The 22,453-nt window shown below is 69.0% G+C and carries 17 protein-coding genes and 5 pseudogenes; 8 read left to right on the forward strand and 14 right to left on the reverse strand.

The window, feature by feature from the left end; all coding sequences use genetic code 11:
* The first annotated feature begins 609 nt into the window (after positions 1 to 609).
* A complete protein-coding gene (locus tag CV755_RS02310) occupies positions 610 to 1,254 on the forward strand; it encodes a dihydrofolate reductase family protein (protein WP_109278419.1) in 645 nt (214 codons plus the stop codon).
* A 19-nt stretch (positions 1,255 to 1,273) separates the two neighbouring features.
* On the opposite strand, the pseudogene CV755_RS02315 reads toward CV755_RS02310, so the two are convergent.
* Positions 1,274 to 1,411: pseudogene (locus CV755_RS02315) on the reverse strand (IS630 family transposase); the annotation flags it as partial.
* A 2-nt stretch (positions 1,412 to 1,413) separates the two neighbouring features.
* Between CV755_RS02315 and CV755_RS02320 the strand changes: the two are divergent.
* Positions 1,414 to 2,256, forward strand: a pseudogene (locus tag CV755_RS02320) (IS5 family transposase).
* 28 nt (positions 2,257 to 2,284) lie between these two features.
* Here the strand turns inward: CV755_RS02320 and CV755_RS02325 are convergent.
* Positions 2,285 to 3,220 (reverse strand): oxidoreductase, encoded by a 936-nt coding sequence (locus CV755_RS02325; RefSeq protein ID WP_109278420.1) that lies wholly within the window; start codon positions 3,218 to 3,220, stop codon positions 2,285 to 2,287.
* A 104-nt stretch (positions 3,221 to 3,324) separates the two neighbouring features.
* On the opposite strand from CV755_RS02325, the gene CV755_RS02330 reads away from it, so the two are divergent.
* Positions 3,325 to 3,909: an acyl-CoA-like ligand-binding transcription factor gene (locus tag CV755_RS02330; protein WP_109278421.1), complete on the forward strand. Its 585-nt coding sequence runs from the start codon at positions 3,325 to 3,327 to the stop codon at positions 3,907 to 3,909.
* Positions 3,910 to 4,256: 347 nt separating this feature from the next.
* On the opposite strand, the gene CV755_RS02340 is transcribed toward CV755_RS02330, so the two are convergent.
* From CV755_RS02340 to CV755_RS35735, 3 genes and pseudogenes are all read right to left on the reverse strand, one after another.
* Positions 4,257 to 5,378, reverse strand: a complete 1,122-nt coding sequence (locus CV755_RS02340; protein WP_109278422.1) for an NADAR family protein — start codon at positions 5,376 to 5,378, stop codon at positions 4,257 to 4,259.
* A gap of 501 nt (positions 5,379 to 5,879) precedes the next feature.
* The gene (locus CV755_RS35730; RefSeq protein ID WP_241560915.1) at positions 5,880 to 6,467 is read right to left on the reverse strand and encodes an alpha/beta fold hydrolase; all 588 of its coding nucleotides are present in this window, start codon (positions 6,465 to 6,467) and stop codon (positions 5,880 to 5,882) included.
* A 1,532-nt stretch (positions 6,468 to 7,999) separates the two neighbouring features.
* Positions 8,000 to 8,278: pseudogene (locus CV755_RS35735) on the reverse strand (SMI1/KNR4 family protein); the annotation flags it as partial.
* A gap of 798 nt (positions 8,279 to 9,076) precedes the next feature.
* Between CV755_RS35735 and CV755_RS02360 the strand changes: the two are divergent.
* Positions 9,077 to 9,862 (forward strand): universal stress protein, encoded by a 786-nt coding sequence (locus CV755_RS02360; RefSeq protein ID WP_109278423.1) that lies wholly within the window; start codon positions 9,077 to 9,079, stop codon positions 9,860 to 9,862.
* A 61-nt stretch (positions 9,863 to 9,923) separates the two neighbouring features.
* On the opposite strand, the gene CV755_RS02365 is transcribed toward CV755_RS02360, so the two are convergent.
* From CV755_RS02365 to CV755_RS02380, 4 genes and pseudogenes are all read right to left on the reverse strand, one after another.
* Positions 9,924 to 10,589, reverse strand: coding sequence for a response regulator (locus CV755_RS02365; RefSeq protein WP_109278424.1), 666 nt, complete (start codon positions 10,587 to 10,589; stop codon positions 9,924 to 9,926).
* Positions 10,586 to 11,017: a pyridoxamine 5'-phosphate oxidase family protein gene (locus CV755_RS02370; protein ID WP_109278425.1), complete on the reverse strand. Its 432-nt coding sequence runs from the start codon at positions 11,015 to 11,017 to the stop codon at positions 10,586 to 10,588. Before CV755_RS02370 ends, CV755_RS02365 begins: the two co-directional genes overlap by 4 nt.
* Positions 11,018 to 11,107: 90 nt before the next feature.
* Positions 11,108 to 12,009 (reverse strand): annotated as a pseudogene (locus CV755_RS02375) (IS5 family transposase).
* Entirely contained in the window at positions 11,990 to 13,726 is a 1,737-nt protein-coding gene (locus CV755_RS02380) for a sensor histidine kinase (RefSeq protein ID WP_109278426.1), read from the reverse strand. Before CV755_RS02380 ends, CV755_RS02375 begins: the two are co-directional and overlap by 20 nt.
* Before the next feature lie 453 nt (positions 13,727 to 14,179).
* Between CV755_RS02380 and CV755_RS02385 the strand changes: the two genes are divergently transcribed.
* Positions 14,180 to 14,821: a CBS domain-containing protein gene (locus CV755_RS02385; protein ID WP_109278427.1), complete on the forward strand. Its 642-nt coding sequence runs from the start codon at positions 14,180 to 14,182 to the stop codon at positions 14,819 to 14,821.
* Positions 14,822 to 15,049: 228 nt separating this feature from the next.
* Here the strand turns inward: CV755_RS02385 and CV755_RS35740 are convergent.
* The 3 genes and pseudogenes from CV755_RS35740 to CV755_RS02400 all read right to left on the reverse strand — a co-directional run.
* Positions 15,050 to 15,136 (reverse strand): annotated as a pseudogene (locus CV755_RS35740) (pyruvate formate-lyase-activating protein); the annotation flags it as partial.
* Positions 15,137 to 15,314: 178 nt separating this feature from the next.
* Positions 15,315 to 15,584: a hypothetical protein gene (locus tag CV755_RS02395; RefSeq protein WP_153068561.1), complete on the reverse strand. Its 270-nt coding sequence runs from the start codon at positions 15,582 to 15,584 to the stop codon at positions 15,315 to 15,317.
* Between the two features lie 265 nt (positions 15,585 to 15,849).
* Complete coding sequence (locus CV755_RS02400) at positions 15,850 to 16,773, reverse strand: alpha/beta hydrolase (protein ID WP_109278429.1); 924 nt, start codon at positions 16,771 to 16,773, stop codon at positions 15,850 to 15,852.
* Between the two features lie 44 nt (positions 16,774 to 16,817).
* Here CV755_RS02400 and CV755_RS02405 point away from each other — a divergent pair, with 44 nt between their 5' ends.
* Entirely contained in the window at positions 16,818 to 17,294 is a 477-nt protein-coding gene (locus CV755_RS02405) for a MarR family winged helix-turn-helix transcriptional regulator (protein WP_109278430.1), read from the forward strand.
* A 19-nt stretch (positions 17,295 to 17,313) separates the two neighbouring features.
* Here CV755_RS02405 and CV755_RS02410 read toward each other — a convergent pair whose 3' ends face one another.
* Positions 17,314 to 17,820 (reverse strand): DUF6624 domain-containing protein, encoded by a 507-nt coding sequence (locus CV755_RS02410; RefSeq protein WP_109278431.1) that lies wholly within the window; start codon positions 17,818 to 17,820, stop codon positions 17,314 to 17,316.
* Between the two features lie 371 nt (positions 17,821 to 18,191).
* On the opposite strand from CV755_RS02410, the gene CV755_RS02415 reads away from it, so the two are divergent.
* Positions 18,192 to 20,582, forward strand: coding sequence for a phosphoketolase family protein (locus CV755_RS02415; protein ID WP_241560917.1), 2,391 nt, complete (start codon positions 18,192 to 18,194; stop codon positions 20,580 to 20,582).
* Positions 20,583 to 20,588: 6 nt separating this feature from the next.
* Here CV755_RS02415 and CV755_RS02420 read toward each other — a convergent pair whose 3' ends face one another.
* Positions 20,589 to 21,308 (reverse strand): HD domain-containing protein, encoded by a 720-nt coding sequence (locus CV755_RS02420; RefSeq protein WP_109278432.1) that lies wholly within the window; start codon positions 21,306 to 21,308, stop codon positions 20,589 to 20,591.
* A gap of 71 nt (positions 21,309 to 21,379) precedes the next feature.
* On the opposite strand from CV755_RS02420, the gene CV755_RS02425 reads away from it, so the two are divergent.
* Positions 21,380 to 22,369 carry a GlxA family transcriptional regulator gene (locus CV755_RS02425; RefSeq protein WP_241560918.1) on the forward strand — a complete coding sequence of 330 codons (990 nt, stop codon included), beginning with the start codon at positions 21,380 to 21,382 and terminating at the stop codon, positions 22,367 to 22,369.
* Positions 22,370 to 22,453 lie beyond the last annotated feature (84 nt).

The raw sequence follows: 22,453 nt of genomic DNA on the forward strand, positions 1-22,453 counted from the left end.
GCCAACCCCCATGACCACGTTCGCATTCCGAGCGACCAAGGGCCCGGCTCTCATGTGCCATACTCCGGCGTAATCACTGGTCAAGAACCCCCGCGCCAAGTCCTTCCTTGCACAGTGAAGCCCAGGTTCCGGTGCCGGATCGCACAGTGTGCCAGCAGCAACTCGGTAACCCGCCTCCCGGACAGCGCGTGTGGACCGGTGGGCGGATGACTGGGAGCGATCTCTGGGGCAATGATCTCCCCCACAAGCCCCTCGGTGAAGTCGAGTGGAGCCTTGTCCCCTCCGCTGAGTAGCACTCACGGCCGGCCGGGTGCCCCTGGTCGGCCGCGGTGGTGTGACCGACTGTGGCAACCACCAACGCCCATAGCGGCGATGGTGACAGTTGGTTGGGCGGTGACGTCCGTTGCGACGCATATGAGTGGTCGCGGCGGCCCCCGCGGCCACCTCGATGCTGTCCGCGTCCGCTATGGCCACACCGCCAGCGGGCCGTTTCCTGACGCGCCATGCAAATAAGTCGCGGGCCGATGTCGATCCGGCGATGCCGGGTTCGACGTCATGATGTGCGGCGCCTCGCCACACGATGACCGACAGGACCTGACGAGGAAACACATGGATCAACTGCTGAGAGTCATGAACTTCAACCTCGCGAGTGACGGAATCGGTGCCGGTGAGCACCAGAGTCTCGAGCGGCCGTTCGGCCTTGACCATCCCGAGAGGCTGTTCGCCTGGGCCGGAGCCACGGCGAGCTGGCCCATGCGCACGGATCCCGGGGGAAGCCGGGGCCTCGACGACTACTTCACGCGGGACTTCGCGCGCAACATCGGTGCCGAGATCATGGGCCGCAACAAGTTCGGGCCCCAGCGAGGGCCCTGGCAGGGCCATGAGTGGCGCGGCTGGTGGGGTGACGAGCCACCATTTCGCACTCCGGTGTTCGTCATGACCCATCACGAGCGTCCGTCGTTCACGCTCTCCGACACCACCTTCCACTTCGTCGGCGGCGACCCGGCCACCGTCCTCGAACGGGCGCGGGAAGCCGCGCAGGGCAAGGACGTTCGACTCGGCGGTGGGGTCACCACCATCCGGCAGTTCCTTGATGCTGACCTGGTCGACACCATGCATGTGGCGGTCTCGCCGGTAAAGCTCGGGTCCGGAATACGGCTCTGGGAGTCCCCCGATGAGCTGCTCGACCGGTTCCACCTGGAGGTCGTGCCCAGCCCGAGTGGCGTGACGCACCACCTGTTCTGGCGACGTTGACGCGAGGGCCCACTGGAGTTCAGGCTGCGACTGCGAGAGGGCGTCCGCTCCATCGGATGCCCTTCTCGCTGCGGATGCGGACCCGCTCCTTGCGCTGGGCCGCGAGGACATCGGGGTGGCGGGCGTTGGCGTTGCGCCACCGCAGGTAAGCGTGCACCTGTGCCTGCGCTGCCATCATGGCTGACCGAACCTCTCTGGGGCCAATTCACGGCCCTGCTGCCCGAGCGGCCGGAGTACCACCCGGACCATCCACTTGGCTGCCACCGCCGACGCATCAGCGACCGAATCGTCTTCGACAGATGCTGCAGCTCCTGCTTTTCGGCTGCTCCTACCAGGCGATCGCCGACACGGCCTGCTCGGCCACCACGATCCGCAACCGCCGCGACGAGTGGATTGCCCACGGCGTCTTCGCACGGCTCAAGCAGATGCGCGCTGGAGTCCTACGACCGGATCGTGGGCCTGGTCCTTGACCAGATCGCCGTTGACGGCTCGATCACCAAGGCCCCCGGAGGCGGCGAGGTGGCCGGGCGCTCCCCGGTCGCCCGTGGCAAGCAGGGTCTGAAACGCTCGGGCATGACGGACGGTTATGGCATTCCACTGGGCCGCGTCCTGGCCGGGGCCAACCGGCACGACTCCCCCTTGCTCGCGCCGGCCCTGGACCGCCTGGCCGACCTCGGACCGCTGCCCGACGACATCACCGTCCACCTGGACGCCGGCTACGACTCCGACAAGACTCGCGCCCTGCTCGACGAGCGTGGCCTGCAGGGCCGGATCGCGCACAAGGGCGAGAAGGCGCCCATCCAGGCAAGCCAGGGGTGGCACGGGGAGCGCACCCACGCCTGGCAGAACGCCTTCCTCCGCCTCGCCCGCTGCTACGAGCACCGGGTCATCGTCATCGACGCCTTCTTCGATCTCGGCGACACGATCATCACCGTGCGGGGCCTGATCCGACAGGCGTGGACAACCCACCGCTGGGCCGAACGCCCGAACCGCCGGCCATGACCTCACGCCCATCCGCGCGACCTCTTCGCTAGAAAGTTGCCGGAGACAGGAACCGCACGTCGGTGAGTTGTTCCGACAGTTCCCACAGACGGCGGCCGGTCCGGGGATCGGCTGCCGCGGTGGACAACTGCACTTGCGTCGGACCACCTCGCAGCTCGGCGAAGCCGTCCGGCCCGATGAACTCACCGCCCTTCACGTCCGGGGCAGTGGCCGCGTACAACGGGGGCAGTGCACCCTGCTCCGGGGGCTGGGCAAGCGGGGCGAGGATGCGGCCGAACAACACCTTCACCATGCCGGCCGGCGCGCTTGTTTGGAGGTTGGTGGAGGTGTAGCCGGGGTGGGCGAGCAGGCTGCGCACCGAGCTGCCGGCCGCGGTCAGCCTCCGGTGGAGTTCCCATCCGAAGACAGCGTTGGCGAACTTCGACTGGTTGTAAAACCCCATGGGCGAGTACCTGCGCTCGCCGGAAAGGTCGTCGAGGTAGAGGCGCCCCTGCCGATGGTTGGTCGAACTTACCGTGACCACGCGAGGGTCGTTGCCGTCGGTCAGCAGGTCGAGCAGTAGACCAGTGAGCGCGAAGTGGCCGAGATGGTTGCAGGCGAACTGCAACTCGTGGCCCTGGGCGCTCAGTGAGCGGGGCGGCGCCATCACGCCGGCGTTGTTGACGAGCACGTCCAGCCGCGGATGATCGGCGCGCAACTGATCGGCGAACGCTCGGACCGAATCGAGATCGGCCAGGTCGAGGCGGCGCACCTCAAGGTCGGCGCCGGGCTGCTCAGCGGTGATCTCTGCGGCGGCCCGGTGGCCCTTTGCCTCGTCACGTACCGCGAGGATCACGTGACCGCCCTTGCGGGCGAGTGCCCGGGTGGTCGCCAGGCCGAGGCCGCTGTTGGCTCCGGTGACGACAAACACCCGCTTGGCCTGGTCCGGGATCTGATCGGCGGTCCAGCGCTGATTCTTCGTCATGCGACACACGCTGCCTTCAATGGCACTCGGTGTCAAGCAGTTACCGAGTGCCATGGATGGCATAGCGGTAGGATTGCCTGGTGAGCCCCCAGCCTGAAGTCACCATGGCCCAGCGCAAACGCCAACTCGTCGCCAACGAGCTGAGCGAAGCGGCGCTGCAGCTACTGGCGCTCAAGGGGTTCGATACGGTCACCATCGACGAGATCGCGGCCACCGCCGGCGTGTCCAAGCGAACCTTCTTCCGGTACTTCGCCTCCAAGGAGGACGTGGTCGTCCAGTTTCTGGCCGACATGGGCACCGGCATGCGCGCAGTGCTGGCGTCTCGCCCCATCGAGGAGCAGCCCTCCGCGTCCCTGCAGCACACCGTCTGGGTCTCCATGGCCGCCTGCGCCGACCATTCCGACAGGGCACTGCGCGTGGTTCAGCTGATTCTGCGCACCCCCGCCCTGCGCGCACGCTTCCTGGAACGCCAGGACCAGTGGCGCGACGACCTGGCAGCAGAGTTGGCGCAGCGCCTGGGGCTCGACCCCGACACCGATCTGTACCCGCAGCTAGCCGCCGGGATGGCGCTCACCGCCTTCGACGCCGTGCTGCAACGGTGGAGCGGTAGCGACGGTGCCGAGGACCCTGCCGAACTGACCGACCGGGCCTTCGCCACCATTGCCCCGGCATTGGACTCCGTTGAGTGAGCTGTCTTGCAGCCGGCGAGAGATTTCTGTTCAGGAGTTGCAGGAGCTTGTCGAAGATGATCCGGTCGCTGATGCGCGGGCATGGCAACCGAGCGGATGGTCCGGGTGGTACACCGGCCGCTTGGGCAGCAGGGCCGCGAATGGTTCCAGAGCAGTTCGGTCAGCTCGTCATAGCCTCTCGCGACCACCCGGTGGGTTTCGCTCATCGACGCTCTTGGGGCGTTTGACGGTTTCACCCACGTCGCATCCGGTGGGTGGACGCTGGTCAGCACATGCGTTCCGACCACGCCCTCAGAGCCCTGGCGCCTGATGGTGTAGTGATCTCCATCGTCACGCACCCGGTCTGGTCACAGCCCCGAGAGCCCGGCTCGCCGCGCATGCAGTTCGGAGCGGACGAGTTCGAGGAGACGGCCCGTCCAGTTGCGGCCTCGGCCGGCGTTGTCACCCCAGAAGCCCGAGTCCATGTCGTCGTAGATCAACGTGGCGTCGTCTGTCGCCAACAGGATCTCAGCCAGCTCCGGGTGCTGATCGAACTTGGCGCGTAGCAGGCTCGTCATAACGGCGGTGCGAGCATGCTCCCAGCCCGCGCGGCGCGGTGCCCCGGCCGCGAGTTTGCGTGCTGAATAAGCGGTTTCCGCCGTCACGATAGCGGCGCGGACCTCGGGCTGAGTGACCGACAGGGCCCAGTAGGCATGAGCGACCGAGGGATAGCTGACCTCCCCTATGACGATCGGGGCAGGGTAGTCGTTGCGCAGACCGCGCTTGCCGGGGGCGGCCTCCGGCTTGTCCGTACAGGACTGATAGAGCTGGACCGCCGGAGCATGCGGTGTCACCGGCCCGTCTGCCGGGACACGCATGGACCGCTTGGCGATCCACCGGGCCCGGTCCTCGAAGTATGCGACTGCGTTGTCGTAGGACTCTTGCGTGATCCGTTGGTCGTGCGGCATATAGGTCCGGCCGCCGGGCCCTGCCACCAGCACCCGCAGTGGCCAGTCCTTCTGATCCATGTCGCCCAGCGCGTAACGGCGCAGCGACACCGGGATGGCCAGGAACGCGGCGCGGGCTGCCGCCCGGTTCTCCTCTGTCCGGTCGGCGAGGAAGGTGTCCACGGCGGCCAGGCAGCGGCCCGTCGAGTCAGGCCGTCCGTTCAACTGGTCGATGGTGTCCCGTATTTCGGCGACCAGCAGGTCAGGGGTGAGCCAGGTGCGTGGCTCACTGAACTTCCAGCCTGCCAGATCGTGCGCGGATGCCTCCGCGCCGTCCGGGAGGCTGGTGGCCACCCAGCCACTGCGGAGCTTCTCCTGGAACTCCTCGAGGGTGACCAGGTCCCAGCAGTTGATGAGCCCGTCGGCATAGATGAAGAGGTCGGTGAGAAAGTAGCAGTCGCCGTTGCGGATGAAGGCATGCCGCCAGGTTCCGGGTATGCGGACGCCGTCCGCGGTGCGATAGGTGATCCGTTCGCCGATCATTCTGTGATTGTGCCGTAGCCGCCGCCGAGGAGAACTTGGTTGTACTCCGGGCCGCCCCCGGACGGGCGCCGTTGACCACCGGGACAGGCCCCACCGGCCAACCTCCACCCATCACCTGGCATTTCAAGACCCTGGCAGAACCCGTCCTGAGTGGGGGGGGGCAAGCTTCCCCAAGTTTGTTCCGGACGGCGCCGACAGAGGTCTTCTCGATGCGGTCACGCTCCGGGCGCCGGCCAGGCCGTCCAAGAGCTCGGCTGTAGCGGTAGTGGCGATCACAGCAAGTCCTTGTACCGCCGGGCTACTTCGCGATGGCTGCGGTGTGGCGTCGGCGAGGACGGCATCGTCCTCACGGTGCTATACCGGCAGCTTGAACGTGGTGGCGCAGACGCGTCCGACCGCTGCAAAAGTCCCTGGCGCAGGATGGAGTTGGGCAGCACAGCCGGAAAGCAGAGCGCCGATGGTCAGCACCGGGCCAGTCCCCCAGGGTCTTCCCCAAAACTGTTAAGAAGTCGGCTTGCCGGAGGGGCGTGCGCTTCCGAATGATCTGGGCGATGTCCGGTGCGTGGGTGAAGACGAGCCTGTGACGTCACGCCAAAGCTGGTTGTACCGCGGTGCGCGTCCCTCGGTGCTGTCGCCGGCGATCGCGGTCGACACGATCATGCTGATCGGGCAGTCGATCTTCCGGTACTGGTCGAGGATTGCGGGCCGAGGCACATCGAGTTCGAGGTTCAGGTCGAGGATGTCCTGTGCGGTGAGCAGTACCTGACGCGCGCTGCCCTTGGCCCGCTCGGCTTCCTGCCGCGCCACTTGCTCCTCCCACATGGCCCGGAACCCCGGCAAATCAGCTTCGGTGATGAACGGTTCGGCAACCGGGTTAGCACCGTCGATGAGAACAAGCTCGGCTACGGCGTCAGGACGTTCGGAGGCGTAGTGCACGGCCAGGTCCGCGCCCAGCGAGTAGCCCACGAGCACTGGCGCCTCGGGCAGGTCGAGGCGCCTCAACTCCGCCATTACAGCGAAGACATCACTGAGGAATGCCTCGAAGGAATGCCTCGAAGGAATACCGGTCGGCGGCTGAAGCGAGGCCATGCCCCCTGAGGTCGAAGGACGTGACGTCATAGTCACATCGCAGAAGCTCTGCCAACTCCTGTAGATCGGCCTGGGTCGAGCTCAGCCCAGGGCACAGGACCAGCGGTCGTCCACGGCCGCCGCGGGATACCGGAATCGTGACGCCATCGTGGTGGACCGCGAAGTGCCTCATCGCCATGCCACCATGCTGGGAGCTTGCCCCTGCGTCAGGGTAAACCATCGACCGGATAATCTCCGTACGCCTGTGGCCAACGGGGCGCACACAGGCCTGGGTTCGAGGTCGATTACCTCCACGTCCGCCTCCCGGCTGGCCCTCGGCATCGCCAAGGACGCGATCAACCGTACAACTGCCTTCAGCCAGCGCTGGGGCGGACTGGCCCTGCCTCCCGCCCCGCAGTACGACGGAGGCCCCCGGCTTTTCTGGCCCGATACTCCCGAGGGCTCGGCATCAGAGGGATGGTGATTAGAGGCCGGTCCTCAAAGCAATGCCGTGCTCTACAGCTTCATGGTCGGTCCCAAGGGCGAGTTCGGCATACACGCCGGTCGATGGGTTCCGCTGCACCAGAGCGTAGAAGGCTGGGTCGAGCCCGTGGCCCTCGCCTAGTATGCGGCGATGGCTGACGCTGGACGACTACGAGCCGACGCATGGTCGCGCGGCACGGACTCGCTCGTGGCGGTGTGCGGCAGGGAAGCCGAGTGCTTCGACGCGTCCATGGCCAGGACAGCGTTCGTTTTCTCCGGCTGTGGACCTATGGGAATGCGCCACGCAGACTCTCGGTGTCGGGCTGATCGGAACCGGCCTGGCAACCGGCAACCCCGGTGGTGGCCCGCCTTGCTCTCACCCGCCCACATACAACCGCCGGTGCCACCACGGATACGGACTTCCGCTCCAGTCCGTCCAGTGGCTTGGATCAGGATTGTGAACGGTCCTACGGAACTCCGCATCGAGACCGGCAAGCAGCCGTCGTAACTCAGTGCGTGCCGGTAGCGGGAGGACGCCCACGATGTCCTCCAGCGCGTCCCTGACCACCGCCGCATCATCGTAACGGCACCCCGGACAGGAGGGGCACTCAGAGGCGGTCAGCCTCAGCTTCCAACCAGGCTGCCGCAAGAACTTCCGGTAACTGCTGAGGAGTTGCGCGGTCAGCCCGGGCTGGATCCCATGGCTGTAACTGCCGTACTCCGCCAAGTGGACCGCAGCGCTCGCATCACGCGACAGACGGTCTATCGGGGGCAGCTCACATGCCCAAAGAGGCGGCTGGCGCACCCGCGCGGCGCGGATCGCACCTGGACGCCTACGCGGCATGACCCTTTCCGGTAGTCATCACGGAGTCCATCCTGTCACCAGCCGCACTCGATGCACCACTACGGCTGCCAGCCAACCCAAGCGAGGGCGTGGGGAGTTGGCCCGCACCCGCGCGCATGTACCTCGCTACCACCGGAGGGCACCGGCCCGTGCTGGTGGGTCCCGCACCCACAGGGGGCGGAGCTCGGGCAATCAGCGTGCGACCCTGGTCATGGTCGAGGGCGGCTTCCCTGGGGCCGAAGCCGTCAGCCGGGACCCATAGGAGGTCGGACAGGTTGCGGGCTACCACGCCGCATTCGCCTTCCGAACCCATGACCACCACGGGCTGCTCGGTGTGCGGGCGTCCTGACCGGGCGCACCATATGGCGGCGAGACCGCCCGCACCGTCTTGTCCGAAGATTCGGTAGGCGCTGCCCTCGAGTTCAAGGTTTCCGGTCCAGTGGCGCAGCCAGTGAGTGGTTTCACCGGCGGATTCGAGGGTGGTGTACGGCTCGAACTCGACGCCTGTGTCTTGGAGTTGAACTCGGCCTGGGACACCTCGACCAGGCTTCTGTGTGACCGCGAACCTCGTTATGTGAGTGGGAGGGCACCATCCGGCACAGCACCCGCACCGATGGGCCTCATGCGAGGTGGGCGTCTGCGGAGGTGAGTGCTCAGTCAGGCAGGAACGGCTTCGATCGCTGAGATGATCTCATCCGCCTCTGGGTCCGCCTGGGGCGCGAAGCGTGCGGCGACGGTGCCGTCGGGGGCGATGGGGAATTCTTCGAAGTTTCAGCGCACATCGCCGGTGTAGCCGTCAGCTAGAGGGGGTGACGGGCCTGGATGAGAACGGCCTTGCCCGGTTCTGGGCGAGGTTGGCGGGGCCGCCGGTGATCCCTCGGCGAGGTGGCCGGTGCGGTCGGCGGCGCCTTCGACGCGTCGGAAAAGCTACGACTGCCCGGAGAGACGGGGCACGGGCCTTGCGGGCCAGAGGCCTTGAGCCCTTCGGCCTCAGAACCATGGGCAGCGGGGCCGGCGCGGACGACAGCGGTGGTGCCGAGGGCTCCGGGCAGGCCAGCAGTGGCGCGGCGCCCGAACCCGCACCCGGCACCCGGCACCCGGCACCCGGCACCCGGCACCCGGCACCCGGCACCACCCGTGGCAGGGCCCGTTCGTCCCGTCTCCGGCTCCCCCCACGGTCCGCGTGGAGGACCTCCGGCCCCGTGCACCGGAAGCGGCCGGGCCCCGAACGTGGAGAGCGGCACGCACACCCCGATACGCGCCCCGTACGCACCGGCCGACTCCTGCCCCAGGAGGCACACACATGAGCACCCGTCGCGCCAAATCCAAGCGCCGGGCCCGCCGACGGGCCGTCAGGGAGCTGCGCCGCCCCTGCGACCGGTGGCAGACCCGGCTCCGCTGGTGCCTGCTCATTCTGCTTGCCGTCTCCCTGGTCACCGTTGTGCCGGCGGTGGGGCGGACCGTCGGCCGGGCGAGGCTGCACACCGCCCGCGAGCAGGCCGCCCACCGCCACCGCGTCACCGCCTATGCGGTGACCGGCGCCACCGGCCGCGGTACCCGGTGGACGGAGGACCTTCCGCGCCGGATTCCGGTGCGCTGGCGCGACACCGGGGGCGGGGAGCGGTCCGCGACCGTCGAGGTACCCAGTGACACCACTAAGGGTGCCCCGGTACCGGTGTGGCTGGATGAGACCGGGGTACCGGTTCGTGCGCCGCTGAGCCACGACAAGGCGGTGGGCCGCGGCTGGGCCGCCGCCGGCGCGGCGACAGGGGGCCTGCTCATGGTCTTCCTGGCCGCCTGGGCAGGGCCGGCCGCCGCTGCGAACCGGGCCAGGTACGCCCGGTGGGCCCGGGAGTGCCAGGCCGTGGAGACGGAGGAGTACCCGGAGGTCAAGGTCCGGGAGGACGCGGTCCTCCAGGGTTCCGAGGGGGCGCTGCTGGAGGCGAGCCGGGACGCCGATGTGATGGTGATCGCCGCCCACCGGCGTACCCATGCGCTCGGGCTCCAACTCGGCCCGGTCACCCATGCGATGCTCCACCACGCGCATTGCCCGGTCACCCTCGTACCGGTGCCGGCGGACGCCTCCTGACGGTGCGGGCGGGGACGCCCGGCGCCCCCGCCCGCCCAACCCGCCAGCCGGATAAGGCCGTTCAGCGCTCGCCGCGTGCCTCCGCGGCGATGACCGCGGCCTGTACCCGGCGTTCCACGCCCAGCTTGCCCAGCAGGCGGGAGATGTGGTTCTTCACCGTCTTCTCGGCCAGGTAGAGGCGTTGGCCGATCTCCCGGTTGGTGAGCCCCTCGCCGATCAGGTCCAGGATCTGGCGCTCCCGCTCGGTCAGCGAGGCCAGCACCGGCGAGGGCTGCTCCTCCTCCGGCTGCCCCCGCAGCCTGGCCATCAGCCGGGTGGCGGCGCCGGGGTCGAGCATCGACTGGCCGCCGGCCACGGTGCGCACGGCGGCGACCAGATCGGTGCCGCTGATCTGCTTGAGCACATACCCCGAGGCCCCGGCCATCACGGCGTCCAGCAGCGCCTCCTCGTCATCGAAGGAGGTGAGCATCAGACATGCCAACTCGGGCATGCGGGAACGCAGTTCACGGCAGACGCTCACCCCGTCCCCGTCCGGCAGCCGTACGTCGAGCACCGCCACCTGAGGGCGCAGGGCGGGGATGCGGACCAAGGCCTGCTCCACCGTCCCGGCCTCCCCCACCACGGCCATGTCCTCCTCGGCCTCCAGGAGATCGCGGATGCCCCGGCGGACCACCTCGTGGTCATCGAGGAGGAAGACGGTCACCTTGTCACTGTTGTTGGTTGTCACTCTTCCTTCTCCATGCCGATACGAAAGCCCGTGACCATATCGAGGCTGATGCTGACCACATGGGTCATCTCACCACCGACCCATGGCTCCACGGCGGCCTGATACCGCCGCCGCAGCTCAGGATCCTTCACCAGGTGCGCCTCGCCGGTCACCACCACGCTCCACCCGGTGCGCCGCTCCAGGTCGAAGGAGTCCGCCTCATACGCCACCACGGCACCGTCCTGGGCGGGGCCGAGCAGCGCGGCCCCGGTGTGAGCACGGATGATGATGAGGTCGTCGAGCAGCACATGGTTTACCGGCCGTACGGCGGGCAGCGCCTGATGACTGAAGACCAGCCTGCCGATCGGCGCGCCTTTCAGCAGCTGGAGCGCCTCCTGTCGGCCCAACTGCTCGGTGCGCCGCATGAGATGACGGGGCGGTGCGGTCATGGACGGTACTCCTGGCGGTACGCATGAATTCGGGCCATGGGACCCATTAGACCCAGGCGCCATGGGAGCGGCTAGGGCCTTTCGTTTGGATCATCGTGCTGACCAAAGGAAGATGCCCGCGATGTGAAGTCCGGCCATGTAGATGGTGGCGGTCTTCTCGTAGCGGGTCGCGATCCCTCGCCACTGCTTCAGGCGGTTGATGCACCGTTCGACGGTGTTGCGCAGCCTGTAGGTCTCGCGGTCGAAGGCCGGTGGCCTGCCGCCCCGGCTGCCGCGTCGAAGCCGGTGGCCCCGCTGGTCCGCCGGGACCGGGATGACCGCTCGGATGCCGCGCTTGCGCAGGTGGTCGCGGATCGCGCGGGACGAGTAGGCCCTGTCCGCCAGGACCATGTCCGGCCTGGTGCGCGGACGACCACGTCGTCGGGGAACGCGCAGGCGGGCCATGACGGCGGTGAAGGCAGGTGCATCACCAGCCTGGCCGGCGGTGAGGACGAAGGCGAGGGGCCGGCAGCGGGCATCGGCCGCGAGGTGGATCTTGGTGGTCAGTCCGCCCCGGGACCGACCGATGGCGTGGTCGGCCGGTTCGCCGGCCGGGGCCCCTTTTTGCGGGCTCCGGCCGCGTGCTGGTGAGCACGCACGATCGTGGAGTCCACCGACACGGCCCAGGCCAGGTCCTCATCGGCATCGGCCTGGGCCATCAGCGTGGTGAAAACCCGCTGCCAGGTGCCGTCGAGGGCCCACATCCGCAGCCGGTTGTAGACACCTCTCCAGTTGCCGTACTTCTCCGGCAGGTGGACCCACTGCGTCCCGGTCTGGAACTTGAAGGAGATCGCGTCGATCATTTCCCGGTGATCCCGCCAGCGACCACCACGCTGCGGTGTCCGGTCCGGGAGCAACGGCTCAATCCGCGCCCACTGCGCATCTGTTAACGGCACACCCGGACCAACGACCGACTGATCCAAACGAAACTGCCTAGGGCTGATCGGCCCCATTGGGCGCGCCCAGCGGTGCGGACCACACCAGATGGGTGCCGCCGCCCGGCGGGGTGCGCAGCTCCAGGGTGCCGCCGGCCTCCTCGGCGCGGGCGGCGAGATTGCGCAGACCGCTGCGGCGGCCCCCGGCGGGGATGCCCACCCCGTCGTCCACCACGTTCAGCACCACATCGGCGCCGGTGGCCCGCAGGGTGACCTCGACCCGGCCGGCCTGCGCATGCCGGGCGGCATTGCTCAGCGCCTCGCCCAGCACGGCGACGACCTGGTCCGCCAAGTGTGGCGGCACATCGGTGTCCAGCAGTCCCTCCATGCTCAGCTGGGGGGCGAAGCCCAGCAACTGCTGGGCCTCGGCCACCGCTTGCACGGCGCGGGCGCGGAGCCCCTGGGCGTTCTCCTCGTCATGGCTGCGCAGCCCGAAGATGGCGGTGCGGATGATCTTGATGGTCTCGTCGAGGTCATGGACCGCGCGCATCACCCGCTCCTCGGCTCCGGAGTGGTCAATAAAGCGGGCGGCGCTCTGCAGGGTCATACCGGTGGCGAACAGCCGCTGAATGGCCAGGTCGTGCAGGTCGCGGGCGATACGGTCGCGGTCCTCCAGCAGCGCCAACTGCTCGGCGTCGCGCCGTCGTTGGGCCAGCTCCAGGGCGAGCGCGGCCTGGTCGGCGAAGCCCAGCAGCGGCCCGAGCTCATCGTCGCGGAACGCCGCCCCTCCCTTGGCGCGGACCAGCAGCAGCGCGCCATGGACCTGTTCGGTGGCGGTGCCCAGCGGTACCGCGACGGCCGGGCCGAGCCCGTCGAAGCGCTGCGGCCCGGCTGCGAACCGGGCATCGGCGGCGAGGTCGGGGCTGGTCACCGGCGAACCCCCGGCATAGGCGGCGCCGGACAGGGTCGCCTCGGCGGGCACGACCAGCCCCTGCCGCACAGCGGCGTCGCCGCCCAGCGCCAGCTCCACTCGCAGCCGGCCGGCACCGGCCACCGGCACCGTGACGTCGGCGACCTCGGCTCCGGTGATTTCCCGGGCACGCCGCGCGATCAGTTCCAGGACCTCGCCCCGCCCGCTTCCCGAGAGCAGGCTGCCGGTGATCTCCGCACTGGCCCGGAGCCAGGCCTGCTGCTGCCGCGCCTCCTGATAGAGCCGGGCGTTGTCGATGGCCACCCCGGCGGCGACGGCCAGGGTGGCGAGTACGGCCTCGTCCTCGGCGTCGAAGTCCTCGCCGTCGCGCTTGTCGGTGAGATAGAGGTTGCCGAAGACCTCGTCCCTCACCCGCAGGGGTACGCCGAGGAAGCTCCGCATCGGCGGATGGTTCTCCGGAAAGCCGACGGAGGAGGCGTGCTCGGCGAGGTCGCGAAGGCGCAGCGGTTCGGGGTGGCGGATCAGCTCGCCGAGGATGCCCTTGCCGGTGGGGTACGGGCCGATGGCCTTGGTCTCCTCCGCGGAGAGGCCGACGGTCAGAAACTGCGCCAGGCTCTCGCCATCGGGCGCGATGACGCCCAGGGCCCCGTACCGGGCGTCCACCAGGGTCACCGCCGCTTCGACAATGCGCTGGAGAACCTGGGTCAGATCCAGCTGCCGCCCCACCGAGAGCACCGCCTCCAGCAGGCTCTGCACCCGGTCCCGGGTGCCGCGGGCGGCGTCGATGCGCGCCTGGAGCTCCTCCAGCAGTTCGTCCAGTCGCAACCGCGGGATCCGGGAGGCTGCCGCGGCCGCTTCCTTCATGTCCCTGCCCCCTCCCCACTCACCGGCAATCGGTGGCCATCCTGCCACCGAACGGCAAGGGGCGAGGACCCCGGTCAGTGACCAGGGCTCCGGCCGGGGACGGCGCCGGGTGCGTGCGGCTGCCGCCGCGCTGTGCGGGCATGGTGGGTACGGCCGGGAAGGGCCGCCCACCGGCAGTGACCACGGTGCCGGCGGCACCAGCGAGGATGGCCTCCTGCCCGCCGCCGAGGGTCCGAAGGTGCCCGGCCAGGGCCGGATGGTCGCCGCTCACGCGGCACCGCCGGGCCGCCCGGCCCATCGCCACAGGGACGGTTGACAGGACCGTCGGCCCGTGTGCCCGCGCCGCCGGACAGAGAGCCTTGAGGAGCCTCGGCAGCGAAAGGGACAAATCAACAAAGGGACCAAGACCAGCCAACCGACCATCCAACTGACCATCCAGGGAAGGAATCCGCCATGCGTCATCCCACCGTCGCTTCCGTCATGACCTGCGACGTCGCCCACGCCCATGCCAAGACCACATTCCAGGAACTGGTGGTGCTGATGCGCCGCCGGGGTGTCAGCGGAGTCCCGGTGACCGACCGGGAGGACAAGGTGATCGGTGTGGTCTCCGAAGCCGATCTGCTGCGCCGGCGCACCGCCGGACCGCCCGGCCCCCGGAGCGGCCGGACCACCCGGACCACCGATCCACCGCCCGATGCCACGGCGGCGGCGCTGATGACCACACCGGCGCTCACCATCCATCCCGGGCAGCGGGCCGCCGACGCGGCGCGGATCATGGACAGCCATCACATCAACCGCCTCCCGGTGGTGGACGAGGAGGACCGGCTCATCGGTATCGTCACCCGCCATGACCTGCTGCGGATCTTCGTTCAGTCGGACGCCGCCATCCTTGCCGAGGTGATGGGCACGGTGCTGCCCGCCGTAGGGCCGGCGCTGCCGGGCACCGTGGCGGTGCGGGTCAACGATGGGGTGGTTCAGCTGCGAGGCGCGGTGCACCAGGCCGACCTGGCGCCCGTCATCCGGGGAACCTGGCGGGTGGACGGCGTCATGGGCATCGTCAACCGCCTCACCATCGGGGCGGCACAGGCCGGTTGAACGGGCCGCGCACCGGATCAGTCGGCGCGCAGCCCCCGGCCGCGGAACCGGTGGCGCACACTCTCGACAAGCTCCGCCGACGGCGTGGGGCGTGGCCGCCAGTGGGAAAGGGATGCCCATGGCCCGGTACTTGGCGGCGTCCAGCTTGTGGAACGGCACACCGGGACGCCCGGGGTGTCGAGCCACCGGGCGAAGTGCAGGGTGGGGGCGCCGGCTCGGCGCCGGTCAGCCGCTGGTGGACAGGGTGAAGCGGGTACCGGGACCGTCCACTCCGGTGGACAGGTCCCAGGAGTGGATGCTGCCTTCGACCGGCAGCCCCCGCCCCGGCGCAGGCGGCCGGGGCGGGACTTTCGGCCCATTGCCGCCCCTGGTATGCCCGGCGGATGTCCGGCCCGGTTGCCCTTGAAGTCCCAGGCAAGCCGCTCTCCCGGCCCGGAAGGAGGTGAACCGGCTGCGGCTCCAGGACGACAACTCACCAGTTCCTGACGGGCATTCAGTGAGCCAGGCCCGCCTCGCGGTCCGCGGCGGCGATCTGGCCGTGGAAGCGCTTATGGACCCAGTGACGCTCACCAAGGATGTTCAATGTCGCCCACCGGCCGGACACCGGACCGAGCCGGGTCTGCCGCGGCATTGTGCCCACCAGACGCCGGGGGCTGGCGCCGCCGGAGAACTTGCTGCTCTCCAGCACATAGATGGCCTGCCAAGTGACCGCCACGCAACGGTACTTGTTAACAAACATCGTCAGCCCGGTGACATAGGTCACCAGGAAGTACCAAAAGCTTGGCGCGCTCTGACAGATGAACACCTGTCGGATCTCACTGCCGACGGGCAGCAACGGTGCCGCACGCTGCACCAGATCCGGTCGCAGCCCAAGGTCTCCTCGACCGCCTCTGTCTGATCCACCGGCCAAGGCGACCCCCTCCCCCGCTGTTCATCTGCACCCACGACGTTACCGCGTCGCCGTGGCGGTGCGGTGCGGTTGCGTCGAGCCGGCGAAGGCCCAGCCCGAGTGCGGGCTGGGGCCGAACCTACTTCGCTGCCGTGTGTGCCGCGCGCCCAGCGTGAATGCGCTGAGTCAGGAAGAGAGCCGCGCGGTCCAGTGCCTCGTCCGCCTCGTCCAGAACGCCGGCGAACGACTGGAATACGTGCGGCACATCGGCGGTGATGTCCAGAATGACGTCCACCCCGGCCGCCCTCGCTCGCGCGGCGAGGCGCGTGGAGTCGTCCAGCAGGATTTCGTTGCTGCCCACCTGGATCAGCATGGGCGGGAAGCCGGTCAGGTCGGCGAGGACGGCCGGGCTGAGCAGGGGCTGGCGGGGGTCCGCTCCGGCGAGATACATGGCCCCGGTGTGTTCAACGGCCTTACGGGTGAAGATCGGGTCGATGCCCTCCTTGGTGTCCATGCTCTCGCCCGTGCGGGTGGCGTCGAGACCAGGGGAGAACGCCACTATGGCGGCGGGCAGTGGGAGGCCCGCGTCACGGGCGGCGAGGCAGGTGGTGACGGTGAGGCCGCCACCGGCGGAGTCGCCGGCGAACACAATGGCCGAGGGGTCCAGGCCGCTGTCGAGGAGGGCCCGGTAGGCGCTCAGGGCGTCTTCGATCGCGGCCGGGAACGGGTGCTCGGGAGCAAGCCGGTAGTCCGGCGAGTACGCCCCGAGGCCGGTCCTGGCCACGAGGTGTCCCGTCAGCGACAGGGCGGTCTCCGGGGAGCCGAACACAAAGCCGCCGCCGTGGAAGTACAGGATCGTCCCGGCGCGGGATCCGTTGTCCGGCTCGATATACAGGGCGGGCCGGTGGCCGAGCGTTGTCCGCGTGACGCGGATGGTATCGGGCACGATCATCCCGGCCATCAACGCCTTGAATCCGTCGCGCAGTTCCTCGACCGACCGGGGTCCCTCGGGCCTCGGCTGCCGCAGCATCGCGTCGATCCGGGCGCGCTGTTCCTTGCTCATGGGGTGCGCTCCTGCCATAAGTAGATTCCACTACACTATATTCCATGGAATCTAAATTGAGCGGTGGCAGGATCGACCTCCCGGGCTTCTTCGCCGACCTGGTCCGGTGTGAGACGCGTCTGTACAACGCCCTCAATGACCGTCTCCGTGAGCAACACGGGATCGTTACCTCGCAGTTCGAGTTCCTGCGCTTCCTGCGCGACCACCCCGGGGCCCGGGTGGCGGACCTCGCCGCAGAGTTCGCCATCGGTGTGGGGGCGACCAGCAAGGGCATCGATCGTCTGGAGAAACAGGGATGGGCCGCCCGGCAGCCGAATCCCTCCGATCGGCGGTCCTCCCTGCTGGCCCTGACCGATGACGGCTCGCGACTCGTCGAGGCGGCGGAGAAAACCTTCGCCGACGGACTCGCCGCGCTGATCGGAGACACGCTCGACGGCTCCTCGGGAGCAGCCGCCATCCGCGCCATCGCGGAGCTGCGCGCCGTGCTCGAATGCGACCGGATCGGCACGCCCACCGGCTGACGGGCATCGCCCCGGTCAACTACCGTATGGAGAACCTGGCGACGTACTCATCGAAGGGCTCGATGCCGGCTTCCGCGCGGAGTTCATCCACGCGCTCGGGGTCTTCACAGGGCCATGGAACCGGGGCCCCGTCCTTCACGCCGGCGATCTGAGTGCCGTAGACCTGCTTACGGCCCTCATTGACCAGCGTGCGGTCGCGCAGAAAGGCCAGCTCGCGCGGGACGGCCAAACCTGCCGACACCGCGCGCTGCATCAACTGGAGGGCACGGCGCTGAACATCGAGCTGCCGGTCGGCGTGCTGGGCGATCAGCCAGGCCGCGCGTGCGGCCTCCTCGCCGACCAGCTCCGCCGTCGGCCAGCCGTACTGGTCCATGATCTCGCCGAGCCGGTCACCGTGCTGTGCGGTCAGCCGCCGCCACGCCAGCTGCTCGGCGGGGTCATCGCTGTTGGCGCGGGCTGCGGACCGGTGATCGGCCGCGGCCATGTCGATGAGTTCCACCGCCAGCGCGGCAAGGTCGTGCGTCACCGTCAACTCCCGGGTCGGGTATGTGCTTTGGGTTCGCCCGCAAGCCTAGAGGTGCAATTCGGGTGTAAAGATCATTCCGGGGCAGGGTGACAGAGGCCTTCCCGCGCCGGGATAATGGATCCACCCCCCTCAGATCAGCATGGCTTCCGGGGGTGCTGAGCAGGCAGGGACGGTTCCGATGCCGCTCGCCGCCGTCCTGTGCCCCGCCCGGGCCGAACGTCCCCGCAGACACGGGCGGCCCGCCCGGCCCGCCGCATCAGGGCCGGACGGCCTCCCGCTCCCCTCCGGCCGGCCCTGGTGGCCGCAATGGGCAGGGGATGAGTCTGGGGAAGACATCGCGGGCAAAGCCCATCCGACCATCGGAGGCAGTCATGCAGGACGGCACCATGCCGACTCCGGCCACCGCGCTCGGCGACAAGGAGCTGCGGGCCCTGGACGCGCACTGGCGGGCGGCGAACTACCTGGCGGCCGGACAGATCTATCTGCTGGCCAACCCTCTGCTGAGGCAGCCGCTGCGCCCCGAGCATGTCAAGCCCCGGTTGCTGGGCCACTGGGGCACCTCGCCGGGCCTGAACCTGGTCCATACCCACCTCAACCGCGTCATCCGCGCCCGTGGCCTGGACACCCTGTGCATCTGGGGTCCCGGGCACGGTGGGCCGGCGGTGCTGGCCAACTCCTGGCTGGAAGGGACGTACTCGGAGACCTACCCCGATGTCAGCCGGGACGCGGCGGGCATGGAGCGGCTGTTCCGGCAGTTCTCCTTTCCCGGAGGGGTGCCCAGCCATGTCGCCCCCGAGACACCCGGGTCGATCCATGAGGGCGGGGAGCTGGGGTACTCCCTCTCCCATGCCTATGGAGCCGCGTTCGACAACCCGGACCTCCTGGTGGCCTGTGTCATCGGCGATGGCGAGGCCGAGACCGGGCCGCTGGCCGCCTCCTGGCACTCCAACAAGTTCCTCGACCCGGTGCGCGATGGCGCGGTCCTGCCCATCCTCCACCTCAACGGCTACAAGATCGCCAACCCCACCGTGCTGGCCCGCCTCCCCGAGCATGAGCTCGATGAGCTCCTCAAGGGCTATGGCCACCATGTCATCCATGTCACCGGCGACGATCCTCTCCAGGTGCACCGCGCCATGGCCCGTGCCATGGACACCGCGCTCGACCACATCGCGGCCGCCCAGCGCGCCGCCCGCGTCGATGGCATCACCGACCGCCCCCGCTGGCCGGTGATCGTCCTGCGTACGCCCAAGGGCTGGACCGGGCCCGCCGAAGTGGACGGTCTGCCCGTTGAGAACACCTGGCGAGCGCATCAGGTACCGCTCGCCGAGGTCGGTGAAAACCCGGAGCATCTGCGCCAGTTGGAGGCGTGGTTGCGCTCCTACCGTCCCGAGGAGCTCTTCGACGACAACGGCCACCCCCGTCCTATGGTCCTCTCCTGTGTGCCCGAGGGCGTCCGAAGGCTCGGGGCGACGCCCCACGCCAACGGCGGCCTGCTGCTGCGCGAACTGCCCCTGCCTCCGCTGGAGCGCTTCGCGGTACCGGTGGACAAGCCGGGCTCAACCCGCCACGAGCCCACCCGTGTCCTCGGCGAGCTCCTCGAAAACGTCATGGAGGCCACCAGCGAGCGGCGCGACTTCCGGCTGGTCGGCCCCGACGAAACCGCGTCCAACCGCCTGCAGGCGGTGTACAAATCCAGCGGCAAGGCATGGCAGGCGACGACGCTGCCGACCGACGAGCATCTGGACCGGCACGGCCGGGTGATGGAGATCCTCTCCGAACACACCTGCCAGGGCTGGCTGGAGGGCTATCTGCTCACCGGACGCCATGGCCTGTTCTCCTGCTACGAGGCCTTCGTCCACATCGTGGACTCCATGGTCAACCAGCACATCAAATGGCTGCGCACCGCTCGCCGACTGCCCTGGCGCCGCCCCATCGCCTCCCTCAACTACCTGCTCACCTCCCATGTCTGGCGCCAGGACCACAATGGCTTCTCCCACCAGGACCCCGGCTTTATCGACCACATCCTCAACAAGAGCCCGGAGGCGGTGCGCGTTTACCTGCCGCCGGACACCAACACCCTGCTGTCGGTGGCCGATCATGTGCTGCGCAGCCGGGATTACGTCAATGTCGTCGTCGCCGGCAAGCAGCCCTGTTTCAACTGGCTCAACCTGGAACAAGCGCGGTTCCACTGCGCCCGGGGGGCCGGCATCTGGGAGTGGGCCGGCACCGAGGACGGCACCCGGGAGCCGGACGTCGTCCTCGCCTGCGCCGGGGACGTACCCACCCAGGAGGTCCTGGCGGCGGCCCAGTTGATCCGCCGCCACCTTCCCGGACTGGCCCTGCGAGTGGTCAATGTGGTCGATCTGGCCCGGCTGCTGCCCGCGGAGGAGCATCCGCATGGCATGACCGACGCCGAGTTCGACGCCCTGTTCACCCGGGACCGGCCGGTGATCTTCGCCTACCACGGCTACCCCTGGCTCATCCACCGCCTCACCTACCGCCGCACCGGCCACGCCCATATGCATGTGCGCGGCTACAAGGAGATCGGCACCACGACCACCCCCTTCGACATGGTCGTCCGCAACGACCTCGACCGCTACCGCCTCGTCATTGACGTCATCGACCGCGTTCCGGGTCTGGCCGTACGGGCCGCCACCGTACGGCAGACCATGGAGGACACCCGCAACCGCCACCATGCGTGGATCCGGGAGCATGGGACGGACCTGCCGGAGGTCGCCGACTGGGCCTGGTCGGCCGGGTAAGGGCGCTCAGCTGCCCGGCCGGCGCACGGCAGGAGCCGGGTCGGCGGCGGGTGGGGCAACGGGCCGGTCACCCCACCCCGACTGGGAGATCAGGTCGTACCAGTCGGGCAGCGCCCCCTGCGGCAGATGGCGGCGCAGAATCTGACCGGGGAAGCTGAGCGGGCCCGCCTTGGCGGGGTTGGCCAGCGCCTGCCGCGCGATCAGATCCGTCATCGCGAAGGCGAGGTTCTGGCGGGGGAAGGCCGCATGAACCCGCTCGGCGAAGCCGTCGGGCAGCAACTCCCGTTGCAGGCCCAGGACATCGGTCGAGATGCCCGCCTGGGCCAGGGCGATCTCCGGCCCTCTGCGGGAGGTGATCCCATCGGAGGTGTGCAGGGCGATGGTGTCCCAGACCACCGCGATGCTCTCCTCCCCCACTCCCCGCTCCCGCAGAAACCGCTCGGCCAGGTCGGCGCCGTCCACCTCGAACCGCTGGTTGCCATTGCCCGCTTCGGACAGGCCCAGGTCATGCAGGACGCAGCCCAGGAAGACCAGTTCGTCGTCATAGTCCATTCCCGGCTTCAGGCCACGATGGTCGGCGAGGGCGCGGGCGAAGAGGTAACTGCGCAGGCTGTGATGGAAGATAAAGCCGGGTTCCAGTTCCTTGGCGTAACGCAGGGCCGCCTGGGCCAGTTCGGTGTCCGGCAGGGCGAAATCATCGGCAGGGCAAGGTGCGGTATCGGTCATGCGGTCGATCCTGCGATCTCGTCTTGCCCCCAGCCAGTGGCAGTAATGCCGGGCTGCGCTAGATTCTGGCCATGACCGCCATGAGCACCATGAGCACCACGAGCACCGTGGCCGTGCTGGCGCTGGACGGCGTGGTTCCCTTCGATCTGTCCGTCCCTGGCCAGGTGTTCGGCACCGCCAACCAGGCCGCCGGAAGGCCGCGTTATGAGATCCTGGTGTGCGCTCCGGGCCGTTCGGTGACCACCTCCCCCGAGTACGGAGCGTTCCGGATGCGCGCACCCCACGGTCTGGACGGGCTGGAGCGGGCCGGGACGGTGGTCATCCCGGGGCACTCCGGTTTCCTGGACCCGCCTTCTCCCGCCGTCCTTGCGGCCTTGCGGCGGGCGGCGGCGCGTGGGGCGCGGCTGGCGTCGGTGTGCGTCGGCGCCTTCACCCTTGCCGCCACCGGCCTCCTGGACGGCCACCGGGCCACCACCCACTGGCAGTACGCCGGTGAACTGGCCCGCCGCCACCCGGACATCGAGGTGGATCCCGCCGTGCTGTTCATCGACCATGGGGCGCTGATCACCTCGGCGGGGGTGGCGGCCGGGCTCGATCTCTGTCTCCATCTGGTGCGCCGCGACCTGGGTGCGGATCTGGCCGCCGCCACCGCCCGGCGTACGGTAATGCCTCTGCAACGTGACGGCGGCCAGGCGCAGTACATCGAGCATCCCCGCCCACCCGCTCATCCCACGGCCCTGCAACCGGTGTTGCAGTGGCTGGAGCGGCATCTGCACCGGCCGCTCACCCTCACCGAGATCGCCGGCCAGGCCGGGCTCAGTGTGCGCAGCCTCAACCGTCACTTCCGTGCCCAGACCGGTACCACTCCCCTGCAATGGCTGCTGCGCGCCCGTATCCAGCGGGCTCAGCAGCTGCTGGAGACCACCGAGCTGTCCGTGGAGCAGATCGCGGACCGGGCGGGATTCGGCTCAACCGCCGCACTGCGCCAGCACTTCACCCGTCACACCGGCACCTCTCCGCACTCCTACCGGACCACCTTCCGTCGCCGCGAACCGGCGTAATCACTCCCCCATGTGCGAATCTGTCGAGAAGCACCCCCTTTCCATGTTTCCTATTGACTAGCTCTGTTGGATTTGGTTCGCTCT

Origin of the sequence: Streptomyces orinoci, from assembly GCF_003121295.1 — a bacterium.
In the GTDB taxonomy this organism is placed as follows: domain Bacteria; phylum Actinomycetota; class Actinomycetes; order Streptomycetales; family Streptomycetaceae; genus Streptomyces; species Streptomyces orinoci.